General features: G+C 71.9%; 19 protein-coding genes, 2 pseudogenes and 1 riboswitch. Of the genes and pseudogenes, 10 read left to right on the top strand and 11 right to left on the bottom strand.

Annotated elements, in window-relative coordinates:
• The first annotated feature begins 6 nt into the window (after window positions 1-6).
• From AQJ67_RS20965 to AQJ67_RS20940, 6 genes are all read left to right on the top strand, one after another.
• Window positions 7-189, top strand: coding sequence for a hypothetical protein (locus tag AQJ67_RS20965; protein WP_062720499.1), 183 nt, complete (start codon window positions 7-9; stop codon window positions 187-189).
• 54 nt (window positions 190-243) lie between these two features.
• Complete coding sequence (locus tag AQJ67_RS46880; RefSeq protein WP_062720498.1) at window positions 244-672, top strand: helix-turn-helix domain-containing protein; 429 nt, start codon at window positions 244-246, stop codon at window positions 670-672.
• Between the two features lie 67 nt (window positions 673-739).
• Entirely contained in the window at window positions 740-1,399 is a 660-nt protein-coding gene (locus AQJ67_RS20955) for a tetratricopeptide repeat protein (protein WP_062720497.1), read from the top strand.
• 82 nt (window positions 1,400-1,481) lie between these two features.
• On the top strand, window positions 1,482-3,344 hold the full coding sequence (locus AQJ67_RS20950) for a cellulase family glycosylhydrolase (RefSeq protein WP_062720603.1): 1,863 nt from the start codon (window positions 1,482-1,484) through the stop codon (window positions 3,342-3,344).
• Between the two features lie 73 nt (window positions 3,345-3,417).
• Window positions 3,418-4,206, top strand: coding sequence for a MerR family transcriptional regulator (locus tag AQJ67_RS20945; protein WP_062720496.1), 789 nt, complete (start codon window positions 3,418-3,420; stop codon window positions 4,204-4,206).
• Window positions 4,203-5,408 (top strand): glycosyltransferase, encoded by a 1,206-nt coding sequence (locus AQJ67_RS20940; RefSeq protein WP_062720495.1) that lies wholly within the window; start codon window positions 4,203-4,205, stop codon window positions 5,406-5,408. The genes AQJ67_RS20945 and AQJ67_RS20940 overlap by 4 nt, the downstream gene beginning before the upstream one ends.
• Here AQJ67_RS20940 and AQJ67_RS20935 read toward each other — a convergent pair whose 3' ends face one another.
• The gene (locus AQJ67_RS20935; protein ID WP_062720494.1) at window positions 5,409-6,671 is read right to left on the bottom strand and encodes a YncE family protein; all 1,263 of its coding nucleotides are present in this window, start codon (window positions 6,669-6,671) and stop codon (window positions 5,409-5,411) included.
• A 169-nt stretch (window positions 6,672-6,840) separates the two neighbouring features.
• On the opposite strand from AQJ67_RS20935, the gene AQJ67_RS20930 reads away from it, so the two are divergent.
• Window positions 6,841-7,503 (top strand): TetR/AcrR family transcriptional regulator, encoded by a 663-nt coding sequence (locus tag AQJ67_RS20930; RefSeq protein ID WP_062720493.1) that lies wholly within the window; start codon window positions 6,841-6,843, stop codon window positions 7,501-7,503.
• A gap of 33 nt (window positions 7,504-7,536) precedes the next feature.
• On the opposite strand, the gene AQJ67_RS20925 is transcribed toward AQJ67_RS20930, so the two are convergent.
• On the bottom strand, window positions 7,537-8,748 hold the full coding sequence (locus AQJ67_RS20925) for a glycosyltransferase (protein WP_062720602.1): 1,212 nt from the start codon (window positions 8,746-8,748) through the stop codon (window positions 7,537-7,539).
• A gap of 282 nt (window positions 8,749-9,030) precedes the next feature.
• Window positions 9,031-9,432: pseudogene (locus tag AQJ67_RS20920) on the bottom strand (cbb3-type cytochrome c oxidase subunit I); the annotation flags it as partial.
• Window positions 9,433-9,501: 69 nt separating this feature from the next.
• On the opposite strand from AQJ67_RS20920, the pseudogene AQJ67_RS50740 reads away from it, so the two are divergent.
• Window positions 9,502-10,483, top strand: a pseudogene (locus AQJ67_RS50740) (CU044_5270 family protein).
• Between the two features lie 9 nt (window positions 10,484-10,492).
• Here the strand turns inward: AQJ67_RS50740 and AQJ67_RS20910 are convergent.
• On the bottom strand, window positions 10,493-11,341 hold the full coding sequence (locus AQJ67_RS20910) for a bifunctional 5,10-methylenetetrahydrofolate dehydrogenase/5,10-methenyltetrahydrofolate cyclohydrolase (RefSeq protein WP_062720601.1): 849 nt from the start codon (window positions 11,339-11,341) through the stop codon (window positions 10,493-10,495).
• Window positions 11,342-11,362: 21 nt separating this feature from the next.
• Window positions 11,363-11,459, bottom strand: a riboswitch (ZMP/ZTP riboswitch).
• 56 nt (window positions 11,460-11,515) lie between these two features.
• Entirely contained in the window at window positions 11,516-12,562 is a 1,047-nt protein-coding gene (locus tag AQJ67_RS20905) for a YihY/virulence factor BrkB family protein (RefSeq protein WP_062720491.1), read from the bottom strand.
• Window positions 12,563-12,869: 307 nt separating this feature from the next.
• On the opposite strand from AQJ67_RS20905, the gene AQJ67_RS20900 reads away from it, so the two are divergent.
• Complete coding sequence (locus AQJ67_RS20900; RefSeq protein ID WP_062720600.1) at window positions 12,870-14,042, top strand: alanine--tRNA ligase-related protein; 1,173 nt, start codon at window positions 12,870-12,872, stop codon at window positions 14,040-14,042.
• Window positions 14,043-14,137: 95 nt separating this feature from the next.
• On the opposite strand, the gene AQJ67_RS20895 is transcribed toward AQJ67_RS20900, so the two are convergent.
• Complete coding sequence (locus AQJ67_RS20895; RefSeq protein ID WP_062720490.1) at window positions 14,138-14,503, bottom strand: nuclear transport factor 2 family protein; 366 nt, start codon at window positions 14,501-14,503, stop codon at window positions 14,138-14,140.
• A 170-nt stretch (window positions 14,504-14,673) separates the two neighbouring features.
• On the opposite strand from AQJ67_RS20895, the gene AQJ67_RS20890 reads away from it, so the two are divergent.
• A complete protein-coding gene (locus tag AQJ67_RS20890) occupies window positions 14,674-14,916 on the top strand; it encodes a hypothetical protein (RefSeq protein WP_062720489.1) in 243 nt (80 codons plus the stop codon).
• Window positions 14,917-15,005: 89 nt separating this feature from the next.
• Here the strand turns inward: AQJ67_RS20890 and AQJ67_RS20885 are convergent, their stop codons facing one another.
• Genes AQJ67_RS20885 through AQJ67_RS20865 form a run of 5 tightly spaced genes read right to left on the bottom strand, consistent with a single transcriptional unit; the run spans window position 15,006 to window position 21,961 of the window.
• Window positions 15,006-16,205 (bottom strand): type III PLP-dependent enzyme, encoded by a 1,200-nt coding sequence (locus AQJ67_RS20885; protein WP_062720488.1) that lies wholly within the window; start codon window positions 16,203-16,205, stop codon window positions 15,006-15,008.
• Window positions 16,202-17,947, bottom strand: a complete 1,746-nt coding sequence (locus AQJ67_RS20880) for an IucA/IucC family protein (RefSeq protein WP_062720487.1) — start codon at window positions 17,945-17,947, stop codon at window positions 16,202-16,204. Before AQJ67_RS20880 ends, AQJ67_RS20885 begins: the two co-directional genes overlap by 4 nt.
• A complete protein-coding gene (locus AQJ67_RS20875; RefSeq protein ID WP_062720486.1) occupies window positions 17,947-19,140 on the bottom strand; it encodes an MFS transporter in 1,194 nt (397 codons plus the stop codon). The genes AQJ67_RS20880 and AQJ67_RS20875 overlap by 1 nt, the downstream gene beginning before the upstream one ends.
• Window positions 19,137-20,789 (bottom strand): IucA/IucC family protein, encoded by a 1,653-nt coding sequence (locus tag AQJ67_RS20870; protein WP_079056066.1) that lies wholly within the window; start codon window positions 20,787-20,789, stop codon window positions 19,137-19,139. The genes AQJ67_RS20875 and AQJ67_RS20870 overlap by 4 nt, the downstream gene beginning before the upstream one ends.
• On the bottom strand, window positions 20,786-21,961 hold the full coding sequence (locus tag AQJ67_RS20865) for an ATP-grasp domain-containing protein (protein ID WP_062720598.1): 1,176 nt from the start codon (window positions 21,959-21,961) through the stop codon (window positions 20,786-20,788). The genes AQJ67_RS20870 and AQJ67_RS20865 overlap by 4 nt, the downstream gene beginning before the upstream one ends.
• Window positions 21,962-22,008: the final 47 nt, after the last annotated feature.

Below are 22,008 nucleotides of genomic sequence, written 5' to 3'. Positions count from 1 at the left end.
GGGTGTGTGAACCGGTCACTGCTGACCATGCGTGCCGCGCTGGTCCTGCTGCTGGGCGTCCTCGTCGGTGCGGGCGCCGACGCGCTGACCGCGCTGTCGGGCCGTGGTCCGGCGGAGTCGGTCATGGCGGGCGCGGCGGCCTGTGCGGGCGCCGTGGCCTTCTTCGACTGGGTCATCGATGAGGGCTAGCCCGCGGCCGCGCACCGGGGTACTGGTCCGGGCGTACACAAGTCGGGGGAGCTCGTGAGGCGGGAGGACGGCCGCGAGCACGAGGTCTTCGAGGACGCCGACGGCTTCAAGCCGCTGTCGGAGAAGCTGCGTCCCGAGGTGCGGGAGCTCGCGACGGCGCTGCCGCACCTGCTGAAGGGCTCGGGAAAGTCACAGCGGCAGTTCGCCGTGTACTACCGCACCAGCGTCTCCTCGGTGTCCCGCTATTTCAGCGGGGAGCGCATCCCGGAGAAGCACTTCCTCGACGGGCTGATGAAGTCGGCCTGCAAGGCGCACGGCACGGAGGTGCCCGCGGATCTGCAGGGGCGGGGCGAGCTGGAGAGCGCCTTCGACCACTACGCGCCCGCCCCGCGCGGCACGTGCCCGGAACGCCGGCGCACCGACCTCAACCCGCTGAACCGGAAGGAGTACCTGCTGAACCTGACCCGCAGGGTCGGCGGCTGAGGGGAGTCGTCGGCCGGGCACCGGAAAGTCGTTGGGATGTGCCGGACGACTTTCGTACGATCGCCGCATGACTGCGGACCCACGAATAGAACAGGCCCAACTCCTTTACGAACGTGCCGTGTTCGGCGGTGACAGCGGTGCGCTGGCGGATGCCGGGCAAGTGCTGGACGCGGTCGAGGCGGACCTCGCCCTCGCCCGGGGCCGGATCGTCCACGCCCGGTTCCTGGAGGAGCGGGTCGAGGACGCGCGGGAGCTGGAGCTCTTCGAGCGCGCGGCACGGCTGTACGGGCGGCTCGGTGATGTGCGGGGCGAGGGGGAGGCGCTGTTCTGGGTGGGCACCTTCCACCAGGTGGTCCGTGACGACACCGAGACGGCCCTGCCCGCCTTCACCCGCGCCCTCGACCTCGCCACCCGCGCCGACGACCGGCTGACCATGTCGTACGCCCTTCGCCACCTCGGTTTCGCGGAGCAGATGGCCGGGCGGCTCGACGCGGCGCGCGACCGTTTCGAGGAGTCCACCCGGCTGCGCCGCGAGCTGGGCTTCCTGCCCGGGGTGGCCGCCAACCTGATCGGGCTCGCCTATGTCGCGGCCCAGCAGGACCGGCGGGAGGAGGCCGCGGAACTCCTCCGGGAGGCGGCGGAGGCGGCCGAGAAGGCCGGGGCGGAAGGTGTCCTGCGGTGGGTGGCCGAGGCGCGTGGGGAACTCGATCCGTCCGGGGAGGCATGAGACCGGCGTGCTGGCCGAGTCTGGACTTACTCCAGAGTCAGGGGTGTTGACGGTGTCCTGATATCACCGGACTGTAGTGGACATGCCGAACATCCGGACGCGTCTGCTCGTTGTCCTGGTCGTCCTCTTCGGATCCCTGTCGGTGGCGGGCCCCTCTCCCGCCACCGCCGCCACCCTCCCCGACTCCCTCTGGTTCGACGAAACGCCTCTCACCGTCCAGAACGGCCGCTTCACCGACGGAAACGGCCGCGAGGTCGTCCTGCGCGGCTACAACGTCTCCGGCGAGACCAAGCTGGCCGAGAACAAGGGCCTGCCCTTCGCCTCGGTCGCCGACGCGAAGAAGTCCGCGACCGCGCTGCGCGCCCTCGGCGGCGGCAACTCGATCCGCTTCCTGCTCTCCTGGGCCTACGCGGAACCCGTACGCGGCCAGGTCGACACCACGTATCTGGCCGCCGCCACCGCCCAGATACGCGCCTTCCTCGACGCGGGCATCCGCGTCTACCCCGACTTCCACCAGGACCTCTACTCCCGCCACCTGTTCGACCCCGACAGCTGGTACACCGGCGACGGCGCCCCCAAGTGGGCCGTCGACCTCGGGAACTACCCGGACGAGAACTGCGGGATCTGCCTGTTCTGGGGCCAGAACATCACCCAGAACGAGGCCGTGAAACAGGCGTCGTACGACTTCTGGCACAACGAGTACGGCCTCCAGGACGCCTTCCTGACCACCGCCCAGAAAACCATGGCGTACGTCAAACAGAACGTCTCCGCCGCCGCGTTCACGGGCGTCGTCGGCTTCGACCCCTACAACGAGCCCCACGCGGGTGTCTACGACTCCGGCCAGACCAGCCGCACCTGGGAGCGCGATGTGCTGTGGCCGTTCTACGAGAAGTTCCGCGCCCGGATGGACGCGGCCGGCTGGCAGGACAAGCCGCTCTTCGCCGAGCCGAACCTCTTCTGGAACGCCAACATCGACTTCCAGAAACAGGAGGGCGGACTGCTCGACGCGGGCACGCTCGGGCCGCGGTACGTCTTCAACACCCACTTCTACGACCAGAAGGCCATCTCCGGCGTCTTCATGTGGGGCAAGGCCGAGGACGGCCAGTACGCCGGCGACTTCGGCACCGTCCGCGACCGCGCCTCCGCCACGAACACGCCCGCGATCATCAGCGAGTTCGGGCACCCGCTCGCCGGGTCGGTCTCCGACAAGGCGCCGACCGTGCTCAAGGCGATGTACCAGGCCCTCGACTCCCGTGTCCCGGGCAAGAGCTGGTGGACGAACCCGGCCGGCTCCGGACCGGTGCTCTCCGGTTCGCAGTGGCAGTGGGACATCTACCACGGACGCCATCACGAGCTGATGAACGGCAACCCCGACAAAATCCTCACCACCGGTGACGCCTGGAACGACGAGGACCTGTCCGCCGTACGCCTCGACGACTCGGGGAACCCGGTCCTGCGGCAGGACGCCCGGCTGCTCGACCGGATCTACCCGAGCGCCACGTCCGGCACGACGGTCGCCTTCACCTACGAGGACCGCTCCCGCGACGGCGACACGACCCTGACCTGGAACCCGGTGCCCGGCTCGCTGCCGAACGTGGCGCAGCTGGTCGGATCGGGCCAGTACGGGCTGCTGATGTGGCGTTCGAACAGCGGCACGGCACCGACGGAACTGCACCTGCCCGCGTCCTTCCCGACCGGGTCCACCACCGTCGTCTCCGACCTGGGCACCGCGTACGGCCCGCCCTCGTACACGGCGACCACCCCGGTCGGCGTGGCCGCGGAACCGGGCGGCACCGGCAGCCGCCGCCTGCTGCTCACCGACGCGGACTCCGGCGTCCCGCACTACGCGCTGGTGACGAACGGGGCGAGCAGCCCCTCGGCCGCCGTGCTGAACGCCGCACGGTCCGAGCTCTCCGCGTGGGCCGCGCGGACGGCCGGCCAGTAGCCGGGCCGAAGACCCCGTTTGACCCTGCCCTTACGTCAGGCTGCACGCTGTACCCCGACGAAAGGGCAGGTGAATGAGCTACTCCGTGGGGCAGGTCTCGGCCTTCGCCGGGGTGACCGTGCGCACGCTGCACCACTACGACCGGGCGGGACTGCTCTCGCCCAGTGGCCGCAGCGGCGCCGGTTACCGGCTGTACGGCGACACCGACCTGGCCAGGCTCCAGCAGATCCTCTTCTACCGCGAACTCGGCTTCTCCCTCGACGAGATCGCCGAGATCCTCAAGGACCCGCAGGCCAACGCCCTGGAACACCTCCAGGCCCGGCTGCGGAAGCTGAGCGAGGAGATCGGCCGGCTCCAGCGGCTGGCCGAGGTCGCCGCGCAGGCCATCGAGGTCCAGCGGACGGGCGTGGAACTGACGCCCGCCGAACGCTTCGAGGTCTTCGGCGAGATCGGCTTCGACCTCAGCTACGCCACCGAGGCCCAGCTCAAGTGGCAGGACTCGCCGGGGCGGAAGGAGTCCATGGCCCGCGCCGCCGCCCACACCAAGGAGGACTGGCGCCAGCTCATGGGCGAGGCCGCCGCCTGGCGGGCGGAACTGCTCGCGGCCTTCGACGACGGGGAGCCCGACCATGGCGAGCGCGCCATGGACCTCGCCGAGGAGCACCGTCTGCACATCGCCCGCTGGTTCACCACCTGCCCGCCCGACATGCACCGGCGCATCGCGGACGACTTCGCCACCGACCCGCGCGCCTTCGCGCTCGTGGTACCGCCTTCGCAGCAGCGGCCGGGCCTGGCCGCCTACCTCCGCAAGGCCGTCCACGCGAACGCGGCCCGCCGGGCGGACCCCGAGGAGGACAGATGAGGATCCTGATCGCCGCCGCCGGATCACGCGGCGACGTCGCGCCGTACACCGGGCTGGGGGCAGGCCTGAGCGAGGCCGGGCACGACGTCACCCTCGCCACGACGGACGCCTTCGCGCCCTTGGTGCGAGAAGCGGGCCTGGAGTTCAGGAGCCTGCCGACGCGCCCGCAGAGCCACGGAGGGGTCGAGAGCCGACGTGAACTGATGCGCACCGCGGCCGCGTTCGTCACCGAGCTCGGCCGGGGCTTCGCCGACGCGGTGAGTCAGGACACGGACAAGGACCTGTTCCTGCTGTCGACGACCACGGCCCCGCTCGGACTGCACGTCGCCGAGGCCATGGGCATCCCGACGGTCGGCGTCCATCTCCAGCCCAACGCCCCGACCGGCGACTTCCCACCCACCGTCATGGGCACCCGCTCCCTCGGCCGCCTGGGCAACCGAGCCGCCGGACGCTTCGCGCTCCGCATGGCCGATCGCGTCTACACGGACGCCGTCACCGAACTGCGCCACCGACTCGACCTGCCCCCCATGACGCCGTCCGAGACACGACGGCGACAGGAGCGAGAGAACCGGCCGATCCTGCACGGCTTCAGCACGGCGCTGATCCCGCGCCCCTCCGACTGGCGCACGGGACTCGACGTCGTCGGCACCTGGTGGCCGTACGTCGCCCCCGGCCGTCGGCTGCCCGCCGAGGTGGAGGACTTCCTCGCGGCCGGGGCGCGCCCGGTGTTCGTCGGCTTCGGCAGCATGGCGGGCGGTCACGGGGAGCGGCTGAGCGGGATCGCCGTCGAGGCGCTGCGCCGGGCCGGGCTGCGCGGCGTCCTGCAGGCGGGCAGCGCCGGGCTCGCGGCCGACGGAGACGACATCCTGACCATCGGTGACGTGCCGCACGCGCTGCTCTTCCCGAGGGTGGCCGCGGTGGTGCATCACGCCGGGGCCGGCACCGCGGCCGCCGCCCTGCGCGCCGGGGCGCCCTCGATTCCGGTGCCGGTGACGGCCGACCAGCCCTTCTGGGCGGGACGCCTCGCCGCGATCGGCGCGGCCACCGACCCGATCCCCTTCGCGTCCCTCACCGCGCGGCGGCTCGCCGACGCGCTCGGTCAGGCCGTGCGGCAGCAGACGTACACCCGTGCCGCCTCGGTCGCCGCGCGGCACATGGCGACCGAGGACGGGGTGGGTGCGGTGCTGAAGGCGCTGGGCTGATCAGCCGCCGGCCGGACTCGTCCAGCCGGCCTCCACATGGCCGAGGCGGACCCGCTGCGGGTGGTCGCCGACCGGGACGGACACCTGCTTGCGACCCGTGGCGAAGTCGATGACCGTGACCTGGTCGGTGCCGCTCTCGGAGACCACACACGACGTGCCGTCACCGCTGACCGTGGCCCAGTAGGGCTTGGAGGCGGTGACGAGCGGGCCCTCCTGGAGGGTGGTGCGGTCGACGACGGTCGCGTAGTCGTCCATCGTGCCCGCGACACACAGCTTGCTGCCGTCGGGGCTCATCGAAATGCCGTGATGGCGTGAGTCGTTGACGAAGGTGGTGCGGTCGTCGCTGGTCGCCGGGTTCTTCGGCAGGGTCTTGGTGCGGGTGATCTTCTCGGTGGCCAGGTCGTACTCGAAGAAGCCGTTGAAGAACGACACCTGGAAGTACAGCTTCGACTCGTCCGGCGAGAACACGGCCGGCCGGACCGCGTCGGAGTAGTCCGTCAGCCCGAGCGCGTCCAGCTTGGGGCGCATGTCGATGACCTTGACCTGCTGGTACGTGCTCGCGTCGACGACGGTGATCCGCCGGTCGCCCTTCGTCCAGTCCAGCCAGGGCGCGTCGGTCTGCGTGTTCACGTCGCCGATCGCCATGTTGTAGATGTACTTGCCGTCCCGGGTGAAGATGTTCTCGTGCGGCTTGTCACCGGTGGCGAACTTGCCGAGTTCCCTTCCCGTGTCGATGTCCAGCACATGCACGGTGTTGGAGGTCGAGGCGGACACCGCGACCCGCTTGCCGTCGGGGGAGACCGCCATGTGGTCGGCGCGGTAACCGGACACCGGGAAGCGCCAGTTGACCTCTCCGGTGGCGAGGTCGAGGGAGACGACGTCCGCGAAGCTGGGGCGCGAGACGACCACGGACCCGCCGTCCGGCGTGGAGTACATGTCGTCGACGAACTGGTCGTGGCCCTCACCGACGCTGTTGCGGATCGCCATGAAGTAGATCCACTTGATCGGATCGGCGTTGATCTCCGCCATCCGCTCGTCCTTGTCCGGGATGACGTCGATGCGGCCGATCTTCCCGAAGTCCCCGGAGGACTTGATGACATCGGCGGTGCCGTCCCAGTTGTTGCCGACGAACATCACCTCGCGCAGGGCTGCGGCGGAGGAGTCGGCGGCGGTGGCGGCGGTCGCGGTGGTCGCGGGGACGGCGACGGTCAGGGCGAGGGCGGCGGCCACGGAGCACAGGTGCCTGGGTCTGATGGCAGGCATGACTGCTCTCTTCCTCTGAGATGGGAGTCCTCCGAGAGGGGAGGAAGAATCTGAACACATGTGCTTTCAGAATCAACTTACTGAAAAGTAAGGAGGGGGTGCCCTTCTCCACAAGACTGCGTACACGACAAAATTGGCCGTCGGGTCGGCAAGGTGCTGGGAGGACAGCGTGACGGGCAGGATCAAGGCGCCCACCGGCCGCTACGGCGGCAAGTCGGCCGAGGAGCGTCAGGCCGAGCGGCGGCGACGCTTCCTGGACGCGGCGCTCCGGCTCTTCGGCGGCGGTCCCGGCTACCGGGGCACGACCGTCGCGGCACTGAGTGAGGCGGCGGGGCTGTCGACCCGTCAGTTCTACGAGGAGTTCCGCGCCCTTGAGGACGTGCTGGCCGCCCTTCACCTGGAGGTCAACGCCTGGGCCGAGGAGGCCACCCTGACCGCCGTGGCCGGGGCGCGGCACCTTCCGCTCGCCGAACGCGCCACCGCGATCTTCCGCGCGTACGCCGCGAACGTCACCGCCGACCCACGCCGCATCCGCATCACCTTCGTCGAGATCATCGGCGTCAGCCCACGGCTGGAGGAACAGCGCCTCGCGCGCCGTGCCCGCTGGGTCGAGCTGGTCTGCGCCGAGGTGGCGTCCGCCGTGGCGCGCGGGGAGGCGGCACCGCGCGACTACCGGATCGCCGTGACCGCGTTCATCGGCAGCGTCAACGGGCTGCTGCACGACTGGAGCGCCGGGTGGGTGGACGCCACCCTGGACGAGGTCGTCGACGAACTGGTCCGCATCCTTCTCGGCATCCTCCAGCCGAGGGACGCACGGCTGGCCGGTGCCTGAGCCCAGACCACCGGTGAGGTGGGCCCGCGCGGTTCAGCCGCCGAGCCGGTTCACCGCGTCGAGGACGGGCGCGAAGCCGTCCTCGGCCCGCAGTCCGTCCGCGATGTCCCGGGCGCGGCGGCCGTAGGACGGATCCGTGGTCGCCCGCCGTACGGCGTCCGCCAGTGCGTCGGCCGTGAACTTCCGCAGCGGCACTGCGCGCGGCGCCACGCCCAGGGCGACCAGCCGGCCGGCCCAGAAGCCCTCGTCGAACTGGATCGGCACCGGCACCGCCGGCACCCCGGCACGCAGCCCGGCCGCCGTCGTGCCCGCACCACAGTGGTGGATCACGGCGGCCATTCGCGGGAACAGCGCGGAGTGCGGCACCTCGTCGACGGTCAGGACGTCGTCCCCGGCCGCCTCCAGGCCGCCCCAGCCCCGCTGGATCACCGCGCGCAGCCCCGCCCGGCGCAGCGCGCGCACGACCTCGCCGCTCAGCCGCGCCGGATCCGGCACGGTCGCGCTGCCCAAACCCACGAAGACCGGCGGCGGGCCCGCGTCGAGGAACTTTCGCAGCTCGGACGGGAGTTGCGTGTCACCGTCGTACGGCCACCAGTAACCCGTCACTTCCAGATGCGGCGGCCAGTCGCGCGGCCTGGGCACCACCAGGGAGCTGTAACCGTGCAGCGCGCGGGCCCTGCGCGGGGTGCGGGACCTGCCGCGCGGCAGCCCGAGGCGGGCCCGCGCGTCCGGTACGGCCGCCGAGAAGACACGGTGGATGGCGAGGCTCACACCGTGTCCGGCGACCCGGTTCCCCACGGGTCCCCAGGAGCCGCCCCCGAGCATCGGCGGCCCGAACTCCCGGGTGGGAGCGAGCGGTTGCAGAGGAATGTCGATCGTCGGGAGCGAGAGACCGTCGGCGATGGTGTGCCCCAGCGGGGTGGTGGCGCCCGCCAGGAGCAGGACGTCACTGTCGCGCGCCGCGGCCAGCATGTCGTCCGTCAGCTGCCCGGCCAGCGCCCGCGCCATCCCCACCACGCGCACGAGCTTGCCCAGTCCGGTCGTGCTGCGGTGCAGGTTCCGGCCGCGCTCGGACTCCAGCTCCGCCCGTGGATCCAGCGGCATCGGATGGAAGCGCACACCGGATCCCGCGACCAGCCGCTCGAAGCAGCCGTGCGTGACCAGGGTGACCTCGTGTCCGGCCCGGGACAGGGCGTGCCCGAGTCCGGTGTAGGGGGCGACATCGCCCCGGGAGCCCGCCGTCATGATCGCTACGCGCACCCCGTCAGTATGGCGGCCAACGGCCCTCGTGAGCGTCAACCGGTCGCATGAACCGGCGACTTCAGGTCGGCCCCGTTCGTTGACTTCCCTCTCGCGAGGCCCTGATCTCGGCGCGCGCGTTCGAGTTTCCGAATGTCGTTCGAGACCTCCTGTGCCAACAACACCCCCACCAAGGTCCCGCAAGGAACCGGGTGAGCTAGCCGGCCCCTAGGCGAGGCACAGGACCAGTACCCCGAACACCACGGCGCAGATCAGCAGGCAGGAGGCCAGGAAGTTGTGGCGTGGGGGAGGACAGGAGGTCGCCCATTCCAGCGAGCGGCCGTAACCCCACGGGTCGTCGGCCTCGACCTTCCTGCCGTATTTCGCCGTCTTCCAGACGTTGTAGAAGAACGGCAGCAGCGAGGCGCCGAGGACGAACGAGAAGACGGTCGACAGGGAGTTGAGCGTCGTGAGTCCCTCCACGGCCAGATAGTCGGGAATACGGCGCTGCATTCCGTTCACACCCAGCCAGTGCTGGACCAGGAAGGTGCCGTGGAAGCCGATGAACAGCGTCCAGAAGGTCATCTTGCCGAGGCACTCGTCGAGCATCCTGCCCGTGAACTTCGGCCACCAGAAGTGGAATCCGGAGAACATGGCGAACACCACCGTGCCGAAGATGACGTAGTGGAAGGGCCCGGCGCCGGCTGAGAGCCGAGATCGACCGTCTGTGCCCGCCGACCGTGTCCAAGGAACGAAGCCATGGATGACGAACTCGAACTGCTGCGCCACGCCAACCCCGTCCCGGTCGACGGCCCCCACTTCGGCGACGGCCCCCTCGACCACCACGCCGAACGGCACCTCGACCGGCTGCTGCACGAACACGCCACGGTGTCCGCGCCCTCTTCGCAGCGCCGCCGCACCCGGCTGGCCTGGGGCCTCGCCGCCACGGCCGTCGTCGCCGCGCTCGTGTCGGCCCTGCTGTTCAGCGGCCGGACGACCGCACCCGCCGTCGCCGCACCCCGCCCGCTGCTCGTGCAGGCCGACTCCACCCCCGTACCCCTGGGGATCATGGCCGAGCGGGCCCGGGCAGCCGCGGCCGACGTGACGCCGAAGCTCCGCAAGGGCACCCACGTGCAGACGTGGAGCATGGGCATGAGCGACGCAAGCCGCCGATCACGCTCCCCGAGGAGCGCATCGTGCGCTGGCACGCCGACGACAGCCACACGGAGATCGTCGTGGCGACCGACCCCCGCCACCCGGGCCGCCTGGTCCTCGGCGGCGAGGGACAACTCGTCGAGGACGGCCACGTCCTCAGGAGGCAGACCTATCCGCCCAGTTGGAGCGACGCGCCGCCGCAGTCGCCACCCCCCCCACCGACGTCGCCCGGCTGCGCGCCTACCTCCAGGAGGCCGAGTACAGCAGGACGGCGCTGAACACCGGCGAGCTCCTCCACGCCGTCGCGACGCTCCTCGACACCTGGACCCCCGGCGCCCGCGAGTCGGCCGCCCTCGCACGGCTGCTCGCGGACACGGAGGGGCTCAGCCCGGTCGGGCAGGTGACGGACCGGCTCGGACGGCGGGGGCAGGCGTACGTGTACGACGGGTCAGGCTCCCGCCAGATGCTGATCATGGACCCGGTCACCGGGGCCGTACTCGGGCTGGAGACCACCTTCACCGAGGCGGAGCCGGAGTACGGCGTCAAGGCCGGCGACGTGATGTCGTACAGCGCCTGGATGCGCTGACCGGAGCCGTCACACCCCGAGCTGGCGGGCGGCCGCGTCCACCGTCTGCTCCAGCAGCGTGGCGATCGTCATCGGACCGACGCCGCCCGGCACCGGCGTGATCAGCGAGGCCCGCTCCACGGCCGAGTCGAAGTCGACGTCGCCGACGTTCCCGGCGTTGTAACCGGCGTCGACGACGACGGCGCCGGGCTTGATGTCCTGCCCCCGGATCAGCCGGGCCCGGCCCACGGCGGCGACCACGATGTCCGCCTCTCGCACGGCCGCGGACAGGTCAGCCGTACGGGAGTGGCAGTACGTCACCGTCGCGTCGCGGGCCAGGAGCAGCATGCCGGCCGGCTTGCCGAGGATCGCGCTGCGGCCGACGACCACGGCACGCCGGCCGGCCGGGTCGACGCCGTACTCGTCGAGCAGCCGCATGATCCCGCCCGGCGTGCACGACACGAACCCCGGCAGCCCGAAGCTCATCGTCGCGAACGACGCGAAGGTGACACCGTCGACGTCCTTCTCCGGCGTGATCGCCTCGAACGCCGCCCGCTCGTCGATGTGCGGGCCCATCGGGTGCTGGAGCAGGATGCCGTGCACGCCGGGGTCGGCCGACAGCTCGCGCAGCGTGCCGACCAGTTCCCCGGTGGTCGTGCCGGCGGGCAGGGCCACGTGCCGGGACTCGATACCGGCCTTGCGGCAGCGGTTCTGCTTCATACGGACGTACGTCACGGACGCGGGGTCCTCGCCGACCAGCACCGTCGCGAGACAGGGCGCGGTGCCGGTGCGCGCGGTGAGGTCGGCCGCCTTCTCGGCGGTCTCCTCCACGATCCGCCGGGCGAGCGCGGTGCCGTCCATGATCCTTGCCTGAGACATGATCCACTCCTGGGCTGTAGTCCGGTTCGCCCAGGCGCACGGCATCGACTCCACGTCGACTTCTCCAGGGGCCGCTCCCCGGTGGTACTCCACCTCAGCGCCAGTCACGGCCCGCGGCCCACCCTAACGGAGGCGGCGCGGGCCCCGGACAGTGCCTTGCGTGTACGCCCGCCGTCATCGGCCTCGCAGCCGTCGCCGGTCCTGCTCGTCCCAGGCGCGGGTGTCGCGCGGTGTCGCATAGGGCTCGTCGTCGGGTGGATGGCCACCGGCGATGACACGCTGTCGTGCCGCCTCGGCGTCGAACTCCAGGCCGAGCAGGATGGCGAGGTTGCCGACCCACAGCCAGACCAGGAACACGATCACGCCGGCCATGGTGCCGTAGGTCTTGTTGTAGGAGGCGAAGTTGGCGACGTAGAACGCGAAGCCGGCGGAGGCGAGCAGCCAGATCACCAGGGCGAGGCAGCTGCCCGGGGTGATCCACCGGAAGCCGCGCACCTTGGCGTTCGGGGCCGCCCAGTACAGGATCGCGATCATGGTGGTCACCAGGACCGCCAGGACCGGCCACTTGGCGATCGACCAGACCGTCAGGGCCGTGTCGCCGATGCCCAGGGTGGAGCCGACCTGCCGGGCCAGGGAGCCGGTGAAGACGACGATCAGCGCGCTGAGCAGGGCCAGCACCATGAGGGCGACGGTCACCCCGAGGCGGATCGGCAGGATCTTCCACGCCGGGCGCCCCTCGGGGATGTCGTAGACGGCGTTCGAGGTGCGGATGAAGGCCGCCACGTAGCCGGAGGCCGACCACACCGCGAGGACGAGGCCGACGACGGCCATGACGGAGCCGAGGCCGCCGTTGCCCTGCAGCTGCTCCACCGCGCGTGTCAGGATGTCGCGGGCCGAGCCGGGCGCCAGCTCGTTGATGTTCTGCAGGACCTTGTCGGTGGCCGACCTGCCGACCAGACCGAGCAGGGACACCAGCACCAGCAGGGCCGGGAACAGCGACAGCACGCTGTAGTAGGTCAGGGCCGCCGCGCGGTCGGTCAGCTCGTCGTCCTTGAACTCCCGCAGGGTGCCCTTCAGCGCCGCCCACCACGATCGCTTCGGCAGTTCGGTCGGCGAGTCCGGCGCCTGCCGCTCCACCTGCGGATCCGGGCCGAAGCTCTGGGGCGCCGGCTCGTCCCGCGCCGGCTGATCCTTGTGCCGGGATCTGAGTAGTCGGGTCATGGCCCCCGGGTATCCCGGACCAGGCCCGCTCAAGCGCGATCCGCGCCTGCGTCCGGGGGCGGCGGAAAATCCGGCGACGGTTCCGACGCGGACTGTTAGCGTCGAGCCCGTGAAGGTCATCAGGCACAGCCACACCGCAGCCGCGCGAGCGCCCCGCTCGACGGCTGCCGACGCCTGATCCCACCCCTCCCGGCGGCCGGAAACGGACCGCCGGTGTACGTGCGCCTTCTCCCTCCCGGTCGCACCCGTTCCGCGGCTCTTTCCGGTCCCATGACCGAAGGAACCCGCGATGAACACGATCAACCCGATGACCACCGACCGGATCGTCCGCACCTTCACCGACTACTTCCGTGAGCGCGGACATGAACTGCTCACCGGCGCCACCCTCCTGCCCCCACCCACCGACCCCGTGCTCTTCACCACCTCGGGCATGCATCCGCTCACGCCCTACCTGGAAGGCCGCCCGCATCCACAGGGGCGACGCCTGGCCGGCGTCCAGCGCTGTCTGCGCACGACCGACCTCGACGAGGTCGGCGACCGCACCCATCTGACCGTGTTCGAGATGCTCGGCTCCTGGTCCCTGGGCGACTACGGCCATACCCGGAGCCTGCGCCTGGGCCACGAGCTGTTGCGCGACGGATTCGGCATCCCACCGGAGCGGATGTACGCCACCGTCTTCGGCGGAGACGACCAGGTGGGCCCCGACGACGAGGCCTCCGACACCTGGCACGAGTTGGGCGTGCGCGTGGAGCGGACCGGCGACGACAACTGGTGGTCCCACGCCCCGGTCGGCCTGTGCGGCCCCGACTCGGAGATCTTCGTATGGACCGGCGACCCCGCCACCCCGCCCCAGGGCAGCCCGACCACCGATCCGCGGTGGGTGGAGGTGTGGAACCACGTGAGCATGCGCTACCTCCGCCTGGAGGACGGCAGCCTCCGACCCCTGCGCCGGCCCAACGTCGACACGGGCATGGGACTCGAACGCCTCGCCACGGTCCTCCAGGGCCACGACTCCGTCTACGACAGCGACCTCTTCGAACCCTGGACGCGGCTCGTGCCACCGCTGTGGGACCTCGACGAGCCGTCGCTGCGCCTGGTCTGCGACCACCTGCGCTCCGGCATCGCCGTGCTCGGCGACGGCGTACGACCGTCCCACACCGGCCGCGGCTACGTCCTGCGCCGGCTGACCCGCCGCGTCCTGACCACGCTGTGGCGCGACGACCCCTCACGCACTCTGTCCGACCTGCCGACCGAGCTCCTCGGGCACACCCTGGACCGCTTCCGGCAACCCGGCGGGACAGAGCGGGTGCGCGACGTGCTGCTGGACGAGGAGCGGCGGTTCGAAAAGCTCCTGGAGCGGGGGCGCCGGGTGCTGGGCGGGTCACGGTTCGACGGCCCGCTGAGCGAGGAGGACTACCGGTACCTCCATGACACCCACGGACTGCCCCGCGACCTCGTCACGACGCTCCGCACGCCCTGACGCCGGGGAGGGCCGGGCCGGCAGTCGACCGGCCCGGCCCTCCCCGGCGGCTTCCTCTCCTCCCGGCCGCTCCCTGCTCGTGCTCTCCCGCTCCTCTACTCGTCCCAGGCCTCGACGATGATCTGCTGGGAGATCTTGCCGTCGCGCAGTGTGATCATGGACTCGGACAGGACGCGCACCCCGTCCGCGTACTCACAGGACTCGCTGTAGGCCGCGCGGTCACCCTGGACCACGCATCCCTCCAGCTTGTGCGTCATGTCGCGGCTGTAGACATCGGTGAGCATGTCGGCGATCTCGTCGCGGCCGTGCAGCACCTTCGGGTGGCTGGGCTGGGCGTTGCGGTTCACGACGCGGATCTCCGCGTCGTCCGTGTACAGCGACAGAAGCGTCTCCGGGGTGCGTCCTTCCACGGCCCGGCGCAGTATGTCGGTGTCGAACGAGGGGCGTGCGGCAGTGCCCATGGTGACCTCCTCCGAGGCCCGCGGCAGGAAGAGGGGGCGGCCGCGAGGGCCTCACCTTCGAGAGTCCTCCGTCGTACCGGAGCAGGCAAGCGCAGCCGGAGCGCTGGGCCTGGTGGGTGAGCGGCGCGGCACAGCCGTGTCCGGCGGCGGACGCCCGCGTTGCTGAGGACATGATCTCAACACGACGTATCGTCGCGGCCGTTGGTCTCGCCGCCGGTCTCACCGGCCTCACCGCACCCATGGCGCGGGCCGCCGAAGTGGACGCCCCGATCGCCGGCCGGATCGATCCGGTCAACACGCTCGACTCGCTCGCCGCGACCGGCATCCCCGAGCGGCACAAGCACCGGGTTCCGCCGGTCTCCCAGCACCTGGGCCACCTCGACCAGGTCAAGGGTTTGGGTCGGCTCGGTTAGGTCGCCTCCCTCGCTTGCGCGACCGCTGTTCCAAGGGCCGCCGGATGGATCCGGCGGCCCTTGCGCGTGTGCCGAGAGTGATGTGCCGTCTACCCGGTGGCGTCCAGGAAGTGGAAGCCGGGCCGGGGGTGCATCAGGAAGTCGTGGTGCGAGATGTTCCACGCGTACGCCCCCGCCAGCGCGAACACCACCCGGTCCCCGGCCCGCAGCCCGGCTGCCGGGACCCGGCGGGCCAGGACGTCCTTCGGGGTGCACAGCTGTCCGGCCAGCGTGACCCGCTCACGGTCGGCGGCCGGCCGCGGCCAGGGGTGCGGCCAGGCGTCCACCGGCAGGACGGAGCACGGCTGGTCGTGCCCCTTGGTCGCCGGGGTCCGCAGATGGTGCGTGCCGCCCCGGACGACCGCGAACTCCTCGCCGTGGCTGTGCTTCACATCCAGCACCTCGGTGGCATACCAGCCGCAGTACGCCGTGAGCGCCCGACCCGGCTCGATGCGCAGGGTCAGCTCCGGATGCCGCTCGGTGAGCCGGGCGAGCCCCTCGCCGTAGGCCGTCCAGTCGAAGCGGCGCTCCGGGTCGCCGTAGTCGACGTGCATACCGCCGCCGACGTTCACCTCGTCGAGCCGGACCCCGAGGCCCGTGGCCCAGGCGACGACGGACTCGGCGACCGCCACCTGCGCCGGGGCTTCGAGGCCGCTGGCCAAGTGGGCGTGCACACCGCGCAGTTCGAGCTGCGGATACGTGCCGTCGGTGAGCGCCGCGAGCACCGGCCCGACCTGACCGGGATCCATGCCGAACGGCGTCGGCCGGCCGCCCATCGCGAGCGAGCTGCCCGCCAACGACCCGTCGGCCACCGGCAGGTTGACGCGCGGCAGCACCGCCACCCGCCGACCCGGCGCCACCCGCCGCGCCAGCTCCGCCAGCATCCGCAGCTCGTACTCGCTCTCCACGTGGAAACGCCCGGTGCCCGCCGCCAGCGCGGCGGTCACCTCCTGCGGAGTCTTGCCGGGACCGCCGAAGGCGAGCGGGCGCCCCGGCACCGCCTCGGCGACATGGGCGAGTTCGCCGCCCGAGGAGACCTCGTAGCCGTCGACGTACGGGCCGAGCGCGGCGAGGATCTCCGGTTCCGGGTTGGCCTTGGCGGCGTAGTACAGCTCGACCCGCTCGGGAAGGGCGTCCCGGACGGCGGAGGCGTGGGCGCGCAGTGCCGTCAAGTCGTAGACGTACGCGGGTAGTTCGGTCGACGGCAGGGACAGGATCCGGTCGTGGACCGCGGGTGTCGGCCGGGTCATCGCGTGCCTCCGGTCGTGTCGCGCTGGATGTCCTCGGCGAGCGGCGACGGCAGCCGGACGTAGCCCGCCTCCCGGTCGGCCTTGCGCTCCCAGCGGGTGAGAAGGTTGGCCTTGGCGGGCAACGGCACCCCGGCGAGCAGGGCGGCCAGCCGCGGCGGGCAGCCGAACCGCTCGGAGTACGCCCGCAGCGTGACACGCACCCGGCCCCACAGCGCCGCCTCCGCCCGGGGGTACAGGTCGGCGAGGGCGGCCAGCACCTCGGCGACGTGGTTGACCAGCAGGCAGTACACGACACGGTCCCAGCCGCGCTGCGCGTCGTACGTCAGAGGGCCCGCGACCTCGGGCGGCAGGGCGCCGAGGGTGTCCTCGTGGTGGTCGGGGACCAGCTTGGTGCCCTCCAGGTCGCGGAAGAGCACCTGGACGGGCCGGCCCTCGCCGTCCACGCAGATCAGGACGTTCTGGAGGTGGGGTTCCAGGACCAGTCCGTGGTCGAAGTAGGCGGCCAGGACGGGCGGGAGCAGCAGGTCGAGATAGGCGGTCCACCAGTCGAGGGCCGTCTGCTCGTCCGCCCCGGCCAGGAGACCCGAGAGATGGGCGGGGCCGGACGGGTACTCGTCGGCGACGGCCGCCGCCAGCAGGGGAGTGGCGCCCGGCGCCAGCCGCCGGGGCAGGCCCTCGCGGACGATCACGCCGAAGCCCTCGAACAGCTCGCGGTCCGGCGTGCCGTCGGGGCCGGGCAGGGCGAGCGTGCGATAGGCGGGCTCGCGGAGCATGTCGTTGCCGGGGAAACGCTCGGCCAGGTCGGCCAGTGCCGGAGCCAGGACGCGGGTCAGGGCGACGGCGCCGGACAGCTCGTAACTGCTGTTCTTGCGCAGGCAGTTGGTGATCCGCACGTTCAGGCTGAACTTCAGGAACGTCTCCCCGTCGTACAACGTGCGCACCGACGCGGTGGCGGCGAACGGCTGTCCGCCCGGGCCGAGGTCCAGGACGTCACCGCGCTCCAGCGCGGCGCGCAGCAGGGGGTGCTCGCGGAGCGTCTCGTACTGCCAGGGGTGGGCGGGCAGCAGGCGGTAGCCGTCCGGGACGTCCGTGCGCTGACGGTCCAGCGGGGCGAGGGCCGACGGGTCGGCGTACTCCTCGGCGATCAGGTCGGCGCGGACGGCGAGATGCCGCAGCGGGAAGGAGGCGCCGGCCTCGGGGGCGTAGGCGGACCAGGCGCGCGGGTCGCCGGTGCGGGCCTTCGGCGTGGGGTGGAAGCGGTGGCCGAAGAGGAGGGACTGTTCGGACCTCATGTAGGTGGACAGACGGTCGTCCGTGGGGCCCGTCGGCCGCGTGCCGGCGAGGGCCGTGTCGACGGCCTCGTGGCTGGAGGCGACCTGCTCCAGGAACTCCTCGTTGCGCACCCCCGTCCGCAGGGCCAGCTCGTCGTGGGTGTACTCGGCGAGGCGCCGCCAGTCCACCGCACCCCACGCGTCACCCCGCTGTTCCTCCACCGGACCCGTGAACCGGTGCGCGCCCAGCAGCGACGTACGGCGCAGCGCGACCCGCAGCAGGACGCCACGGCGGGGCAGCCGCAGCAGCAGCCGGCCGTCCGCGACCACGGACTGGTGCTCGGGCGCCGACACCTCGCGCAGCAGACAGTTGAGAAGGGTGTGGGCCACCGCCTCGTCCGCGGTGGGCAGTTCGGCGGGAGTGACGGGGGTACGGCCCTGCTCATGGAGCGAGTCGGTCAGGGAGGGCATCAGTGGCTCCAGCGGGTGCGCAAGTGCAGTGTGGGGAGGAGGGCGGCGACGACGGCTGCCGCCGCACCGCCGATCAGCACGGGTGCGGCCGGTCCGTAGCGGGCGCTGCCCGCCGCCGCGGTCACGCCCGCGGCGACCGCGCCGGCCTTCGAGAAGAGCTCCAGCGACCCGAACATCCGGCCGGGCGAGCGGCCCTTGGCACAGTCGGCGGCCAGCACCGACAGACAGACCAGGCCGAGGGTGAGCCCCGCGCCCAGCAGCAGTCGTACGGCGATCAGCGTGGGCAGCGAGTCGGCGATCCCGTGCCCGGCGAGGCCGAGCGCGATACAGGCGAAGCCGAGCCCCAGCCCGGCCCGCGGACGGTCCCGGAAGACGGAGTGCACCGTCAGCGCGGACACCAGGTAGCACAGGTGGGGCAGGGCGAAGAGGACGCCGGTCACGGTCGGCGAGGTGCCGGGGAGGCGGTCGTCGACGAGCTCGATGAGATACGGGAAGGAGATGACCGTGGAGAACACGAAGGCGAACTCCAGCGCGAACAGGCCCCGGAGCGACACCCGCGCGGGCGCCTCGGTCACCGCGGTCTCGGGCTCGCGCCGCGGCTGCCCGGCCGGGGCCGGTTCCGGCAGCGCGGCCAGTAGCAGGGCCGCCGTCAACGGCAGTACGGCGAGCAGGGCGTACTGCCGGTGCGGGGACAGCCAGCCCGACAGCGAGCCCACCACGATCGGCGCGGCGACCAGCGCGGCCCGGGCACTGCCCTGCATCAGCGTGAGCGCCTTGGACAGGGCGGGACCCTCCAGGGCCGCGCCCAGATAGCCGTTGGACGCGGCGAACGTACCGCCCAGGATGCCCTGGAGGACCAGCGCCGCCGTGAACGTGGCCAGCGAGTCCGCCCAGCCCGCCAGCAGGAACGACACCGCGAGCCCCAGTTGGGCGCGCAGCAGCAGCCGTTTTCGGCCGAAGCGGTCCGCGAGCCGCCCCCACAGCGGTGCCCCGAGCGCACCGAACACCGTCGGCACGACATAGAGCACACCGGCCCAGCGGGCGTCACGGTCGCCGAGCTCCGGCAGGATCTCGGTGAGATACGGCGGCAGCCCGAGCGCGGCGAACGACGCCACGAAGTAGCAGCCCGCCACCGCGTGCACATGCCCGCGTCCGAAGTCCGACCTCGGTATCCGCAGTGCCTGCGCGCTCATGCCGAACTCCCGGTAGGCAGAAGGTAGTTGGGTCCGCTCGTGTAGTGCTTGTTGATGTCGGCGGCGCCCGACCGCTCCTTGGACAGCAGCGTCCCGGCCGACACCATCGCCTTCACCGGCAGCTCCGCCGCGCCCAGCACATGGGCCCGCAGCACGTCCGCCGCGTCGCCGCCGAGCCGGTCGACGGCCTCCGTCAGGCGGGCCCGGACCAGATCCAGCAGCGCCCGCCGGTACCGGGGGAGCCCGAACGCGTAGGCGCCCGCGCACAGATGCACGGTGATGGTGGTGAACACGTCGGCGATCGGCCCGTCGTCCGTACCGAGAACCCGCGCGTCGTCGAAGGCCCACGGCCCCGGCAGTCGGGCGTCCAGCCGCGCGGTGTTGACGCGCGGCCCGTCGTTGTCCTTGAACAGCAACCGCAGACCGCCCGGCCGCAGCACCAGCGAGACGTTCTGCTGGTGCGACTCCAGGGCGATGCCGTAGCCGAAGAGCGTGGTCTGCCAGTCGAACAGCAGGGTGAGGGCCGCGTCCAGCAGGGCGAGCGGGTCACCGCCGTAGAAGCGGTCGGCGAGACCGTCGATCACCAGGCGTCCGTCCGGCGCCTCGGCGAGCAGCGCCGCCAACGGCACCACCGTGCAGTCGTCCAGCCCGGCCGGATAGCGACGGCACAGTACGGCCAGCAGCTCGTGCCCGGCGTGGGCGTACGTCGTCTCGTCGGCGTGCAGGACCGTCTCCCGGAAGCGGGGCTCGCGGGCGATCACCGCTTCCAGCAGCCGCTGGCCCACCGCTCCGTCGACCAGCGTGCCCGGCTTGATGGTCCGCTTGTTGCGCAGCCCCAACGACGCGGTGGCCAGCGGCAGTTTGAGGTGCACGGAAGGGTCGGCGACCGTGGCCACGGTCCGCATGGACAGCGTCGGTACGACGTCCAGACACGCGCGGTCGGCCAGTACGGTGCCGGCGGGCAGGGCGCCGACGGTCAGCGGATGCACGGGCAGCGTCACATGCGTGTCCCGCAGCCTGGGCAGGCCCAGTGTGTCGAGTGTCGGCCAGAACTCCGGCAGCTTGCCCGCCAGGGTGACCTCGCCCCGGGGCACGGCGAGCCAGCGCAGGGCGAAACGTGGGCCGAACTCCGGTGCATACGCGCGCAGTTGCTGCTCCGTCAGCCCCGAGCGGCCGCGTGCCGTCGGGTAGACCGGGTGGTCGTGGCGAGCGGCGAGCGTGTCGTACACCAGGCCGCCGCCGAGGCCGGGCTCGTCCGTGAGCCGGGCCATGACCTCCGCCCGCGTCGCCGCGTGCAGCCGCACGGTCGCCAGCGTCTGACGGCACTCCTCGGCGAACGCGTCGAAGCCGCCCCGGTCCTCGGGATCGGCGAGTTCACGCAGCGCCGCCAGCACGCTCTCGTACGAGGTCAGCTCCAGGCCGTCCGACTCGCGCACGAGCACGGGCCGCCGGGCGGCGTACACGCACTGGAAGCCGTCCTCGGCGACCGGCAGCAGCAGGGCGTCCGGTCCGGTGGAGAGCCGCAGCCAGGGCCCGTCCTGCTGGTGGACCGGCGTGCTCCGGGTGCGCAGGCCGACCACGTCCTCGCGCAGGAGAGCGCTCAGCACACGGGTGAGGAGTTCCGCCTCGGAGCTGTCCGGCCCGGTCACGGCTGGATCTCCCAGCGCCGCTCGGCCAGGAAGTCGGCCACCACCCGGTCCACGGTCGGCTGGTCGGTGCCGGTGGCCCGCAGGACGCCGAGGTAGTCCCGGTTGGTGCGGTACAGCTCGTGCCGCTCGCCCACCGCGCGCAGCGGACGGTACGTCAGATGCACACCGTCGATGTCGAGGTCCGTGGCCTCGGGCGCGCCCACGAGCGTGCCGGCGCGCTCGGCGCACGGGTACTCCAGACGGGCCGCGCCGTCCCGGCGGGCGCCCAGGTCGGCCGGGAGCGGCTCGCCGAGGTGGACGCGCAGGATGTGCTCGAAGAGGGGGATCCGCAGCAGCCGGGCGAGCAGAAGGTCGCACTGGTCGCCGATGGCCCGGTAGTTGACCTCGATGATCCGCGCCCGCCCCTCGTGCACCACGAACTCGGTGTGACACGCCCCGAACCCGACGCCCAGCGCGTCCAGCTGCTCCAGGACCTGCGCGACGACCGGCTCGGGATGGGCGGGGACGAAGGTGAGGCGTTCCTCGATGAAGTACGGCGGCGGCGACAGCTCGGTGTGGAAGCCGCCCAGGACCTGGCGGGCCTGCCCGTCGCCGAGGGTCTCCAGGGTGAACAGGTCGCCGGGCAGGTACTCCTCGACGACCAGGACCGTGCCCGGGCGGCGGTCCAGGATCTCCTTGGTGTGCGCGACCAGCTCCTCGGGGCCGTGGACGAGGACGACGTCCTCGCTGGCCACGCCCTCGCGCGGTTTGACGACACACGGGTACGGCGCGTCGCCGGGCGCGACCGGTTCGGTCAGCTCGGCCGACCACACGGTGTCCACGCCGGCCGCGGCGAGCCGACGGCGCATCTCGGCCTTGTCCTTGCAGCGCAGGGCGGCCCGCCAGTCCTTGCCGGGGAGGCCGAAGTAGGCGGCGGCCAGGGCGGCCTGGGTCTGCAGGTGGTCGCTGTTGGTGAAGACGGCGTCGGGCTCGTGGTGGGTCGAGACGCGGGTGATCACGGCCCGGAAGTCCCGGACGTCGCACTGAAGGATCTCGACGTCCGGGTACACGCCGCGGTGGGCGTCGGGCTGGTCGGTGAGGACGGTGACGTCCAGGCCGAGCCGGGCCGCGGCGGGCAGGAAGCCCTCGGTGACGGCGTCGGTCGGGTTGAGGGCGAGCAGGTACAGGCGCATGCCGGATGAGAACTTCCGCTAGCGGGTGGGGGGTTGGGGGCGGACCG

The sequence above is a fragment of the Streptomyces caeruleatus genome, from assembly GCF_001514235.1.
Lineage (GTDB): Bacteria > Actinomycetota > Actinomycetes > Streptomycetales > Streptomycetaceae > Streptomyces > Streptomyces caeruleatus.
Note: the sequence above shows the minus strand (reverse complement) of the source record. Positions and strands in the feature narration are given on the sequence as shown.

What these genes read in the sequence shown, in the direction of transcription:
- AQJ67_RS20955 (WP_062720497.1), top strand. Translation starts at nt 740, where the DNA reads ATGACTGCGGACCCACGAATAGAACAGGCCCAACTCCTTTACGAACGT.
- AQJ67_RS20950 (WP_062720603.1), top strand. Translation starts at nt 1,482, where the DNA reads ATGCCGAACATCCGGACGCGTCTGCTCGTTGTCCTGGTCGTCCTCTTC.
- AQJ67_RS20945 (WP_062720496.1), top strand. Translation starts at nt 3,418, where the DNA reads ATGAGCTACTCCGTGGGGCAGGTCTCGGCCTTCGCCGGGGTGACCGTG.
- AQJ67_RS20940 (WP_062720495.1), top strand. Translation starts at nt 4,203, where the DNA reads ATGAGGATCCTGATCGCCGCCGCCGGATCACGCGGCGACGTCGCGCCG.
- AQJ67_RS20935 (WP_062720494.1), bottom strand. Translation starts at nt 6,671, where the DNA reads ATGCCTGCCATCAGACCCAGGCACCTGTGCTCCGTGGCCGCCGCCCTC.
- AQJ67_RS20925 (WP_062720602.1), bottom strand. Translation starts at nt 8,748, where the DNA reads ATGACGGCGGGCTCCCGGGGCGATGTCGCCCCCTACACCGGACTCGGG.
- AQJ67_RS20910 (WP_062720601.1), bottom strand. Translation starts at nt 11,341, where the DNA reads ATGTCTCAGGCAAGGATCATGGACGGCACCGCGCTCGCCCGGCGGATC.
- AQJ67_RS20905 (WP_062720491.1), bottom strand. Translation starts at nt 12,562, where the DNA reads ATGACCCGACTACTCAGATCCCGGCACAAGGATCAGCCGGCGCGGGAC.
- AQJ67_RS20900 (WP_062720600.1), top strand. Translation starts at nt 12,870, where the DNA reads ATGACCACCGACCGGATCGTCCGCACCTTCACCGACTACTTCCGTGAG.
- AQJ67_RS20895 (WP_062720490.1), bottom strand. Translation starts at nt 14,503, where the DNA reads ATGGGCACTGCCGCACGCCCCTCGTTCGACACCGACATACTGCGCCGG.
- AQJ67_RS20890 (WP_062720489.1), top strand. Translation starts at nt 14,674, where the DNA reads ATGATCTCAACACGACGTATCGTCGCGGCCGTTGGTCTCGCCGCCGGT.
- AQJ67_RS20885 (WP_062720488.1), bottom strand. Translation starts at nt 16,205, where the DNA reads ATGACCCGGCCGACACCCGCGGTCCACGACCGGATCCTGTCCCTGCCG.
- AQJ67_RS20880 (WP_062720487.1), bottom strand. Translation starts at nt 17,947, where the DNA reads ATGCCCTCCCTGACCGACTCGCTCCATGAGCAGGGCCGTACCCCCGTC.
- AQJ67_RS20875 (WP_062720486.1), bottom strand. Translation starts at nt 19,140, where the DNA reads ATGAGCGCGCAGGCACTGCGGATACCGAGGTCGGACTTCGGACGCGGG.
- AQJ67_RS20865 (WP_062720598.1), bottom strand. Translation starts at nt 21,961, where the DNA reads ATGCGCCTGTACCTGCTCGCCCTCAACCCGACCGACGCCGTCACCGAG.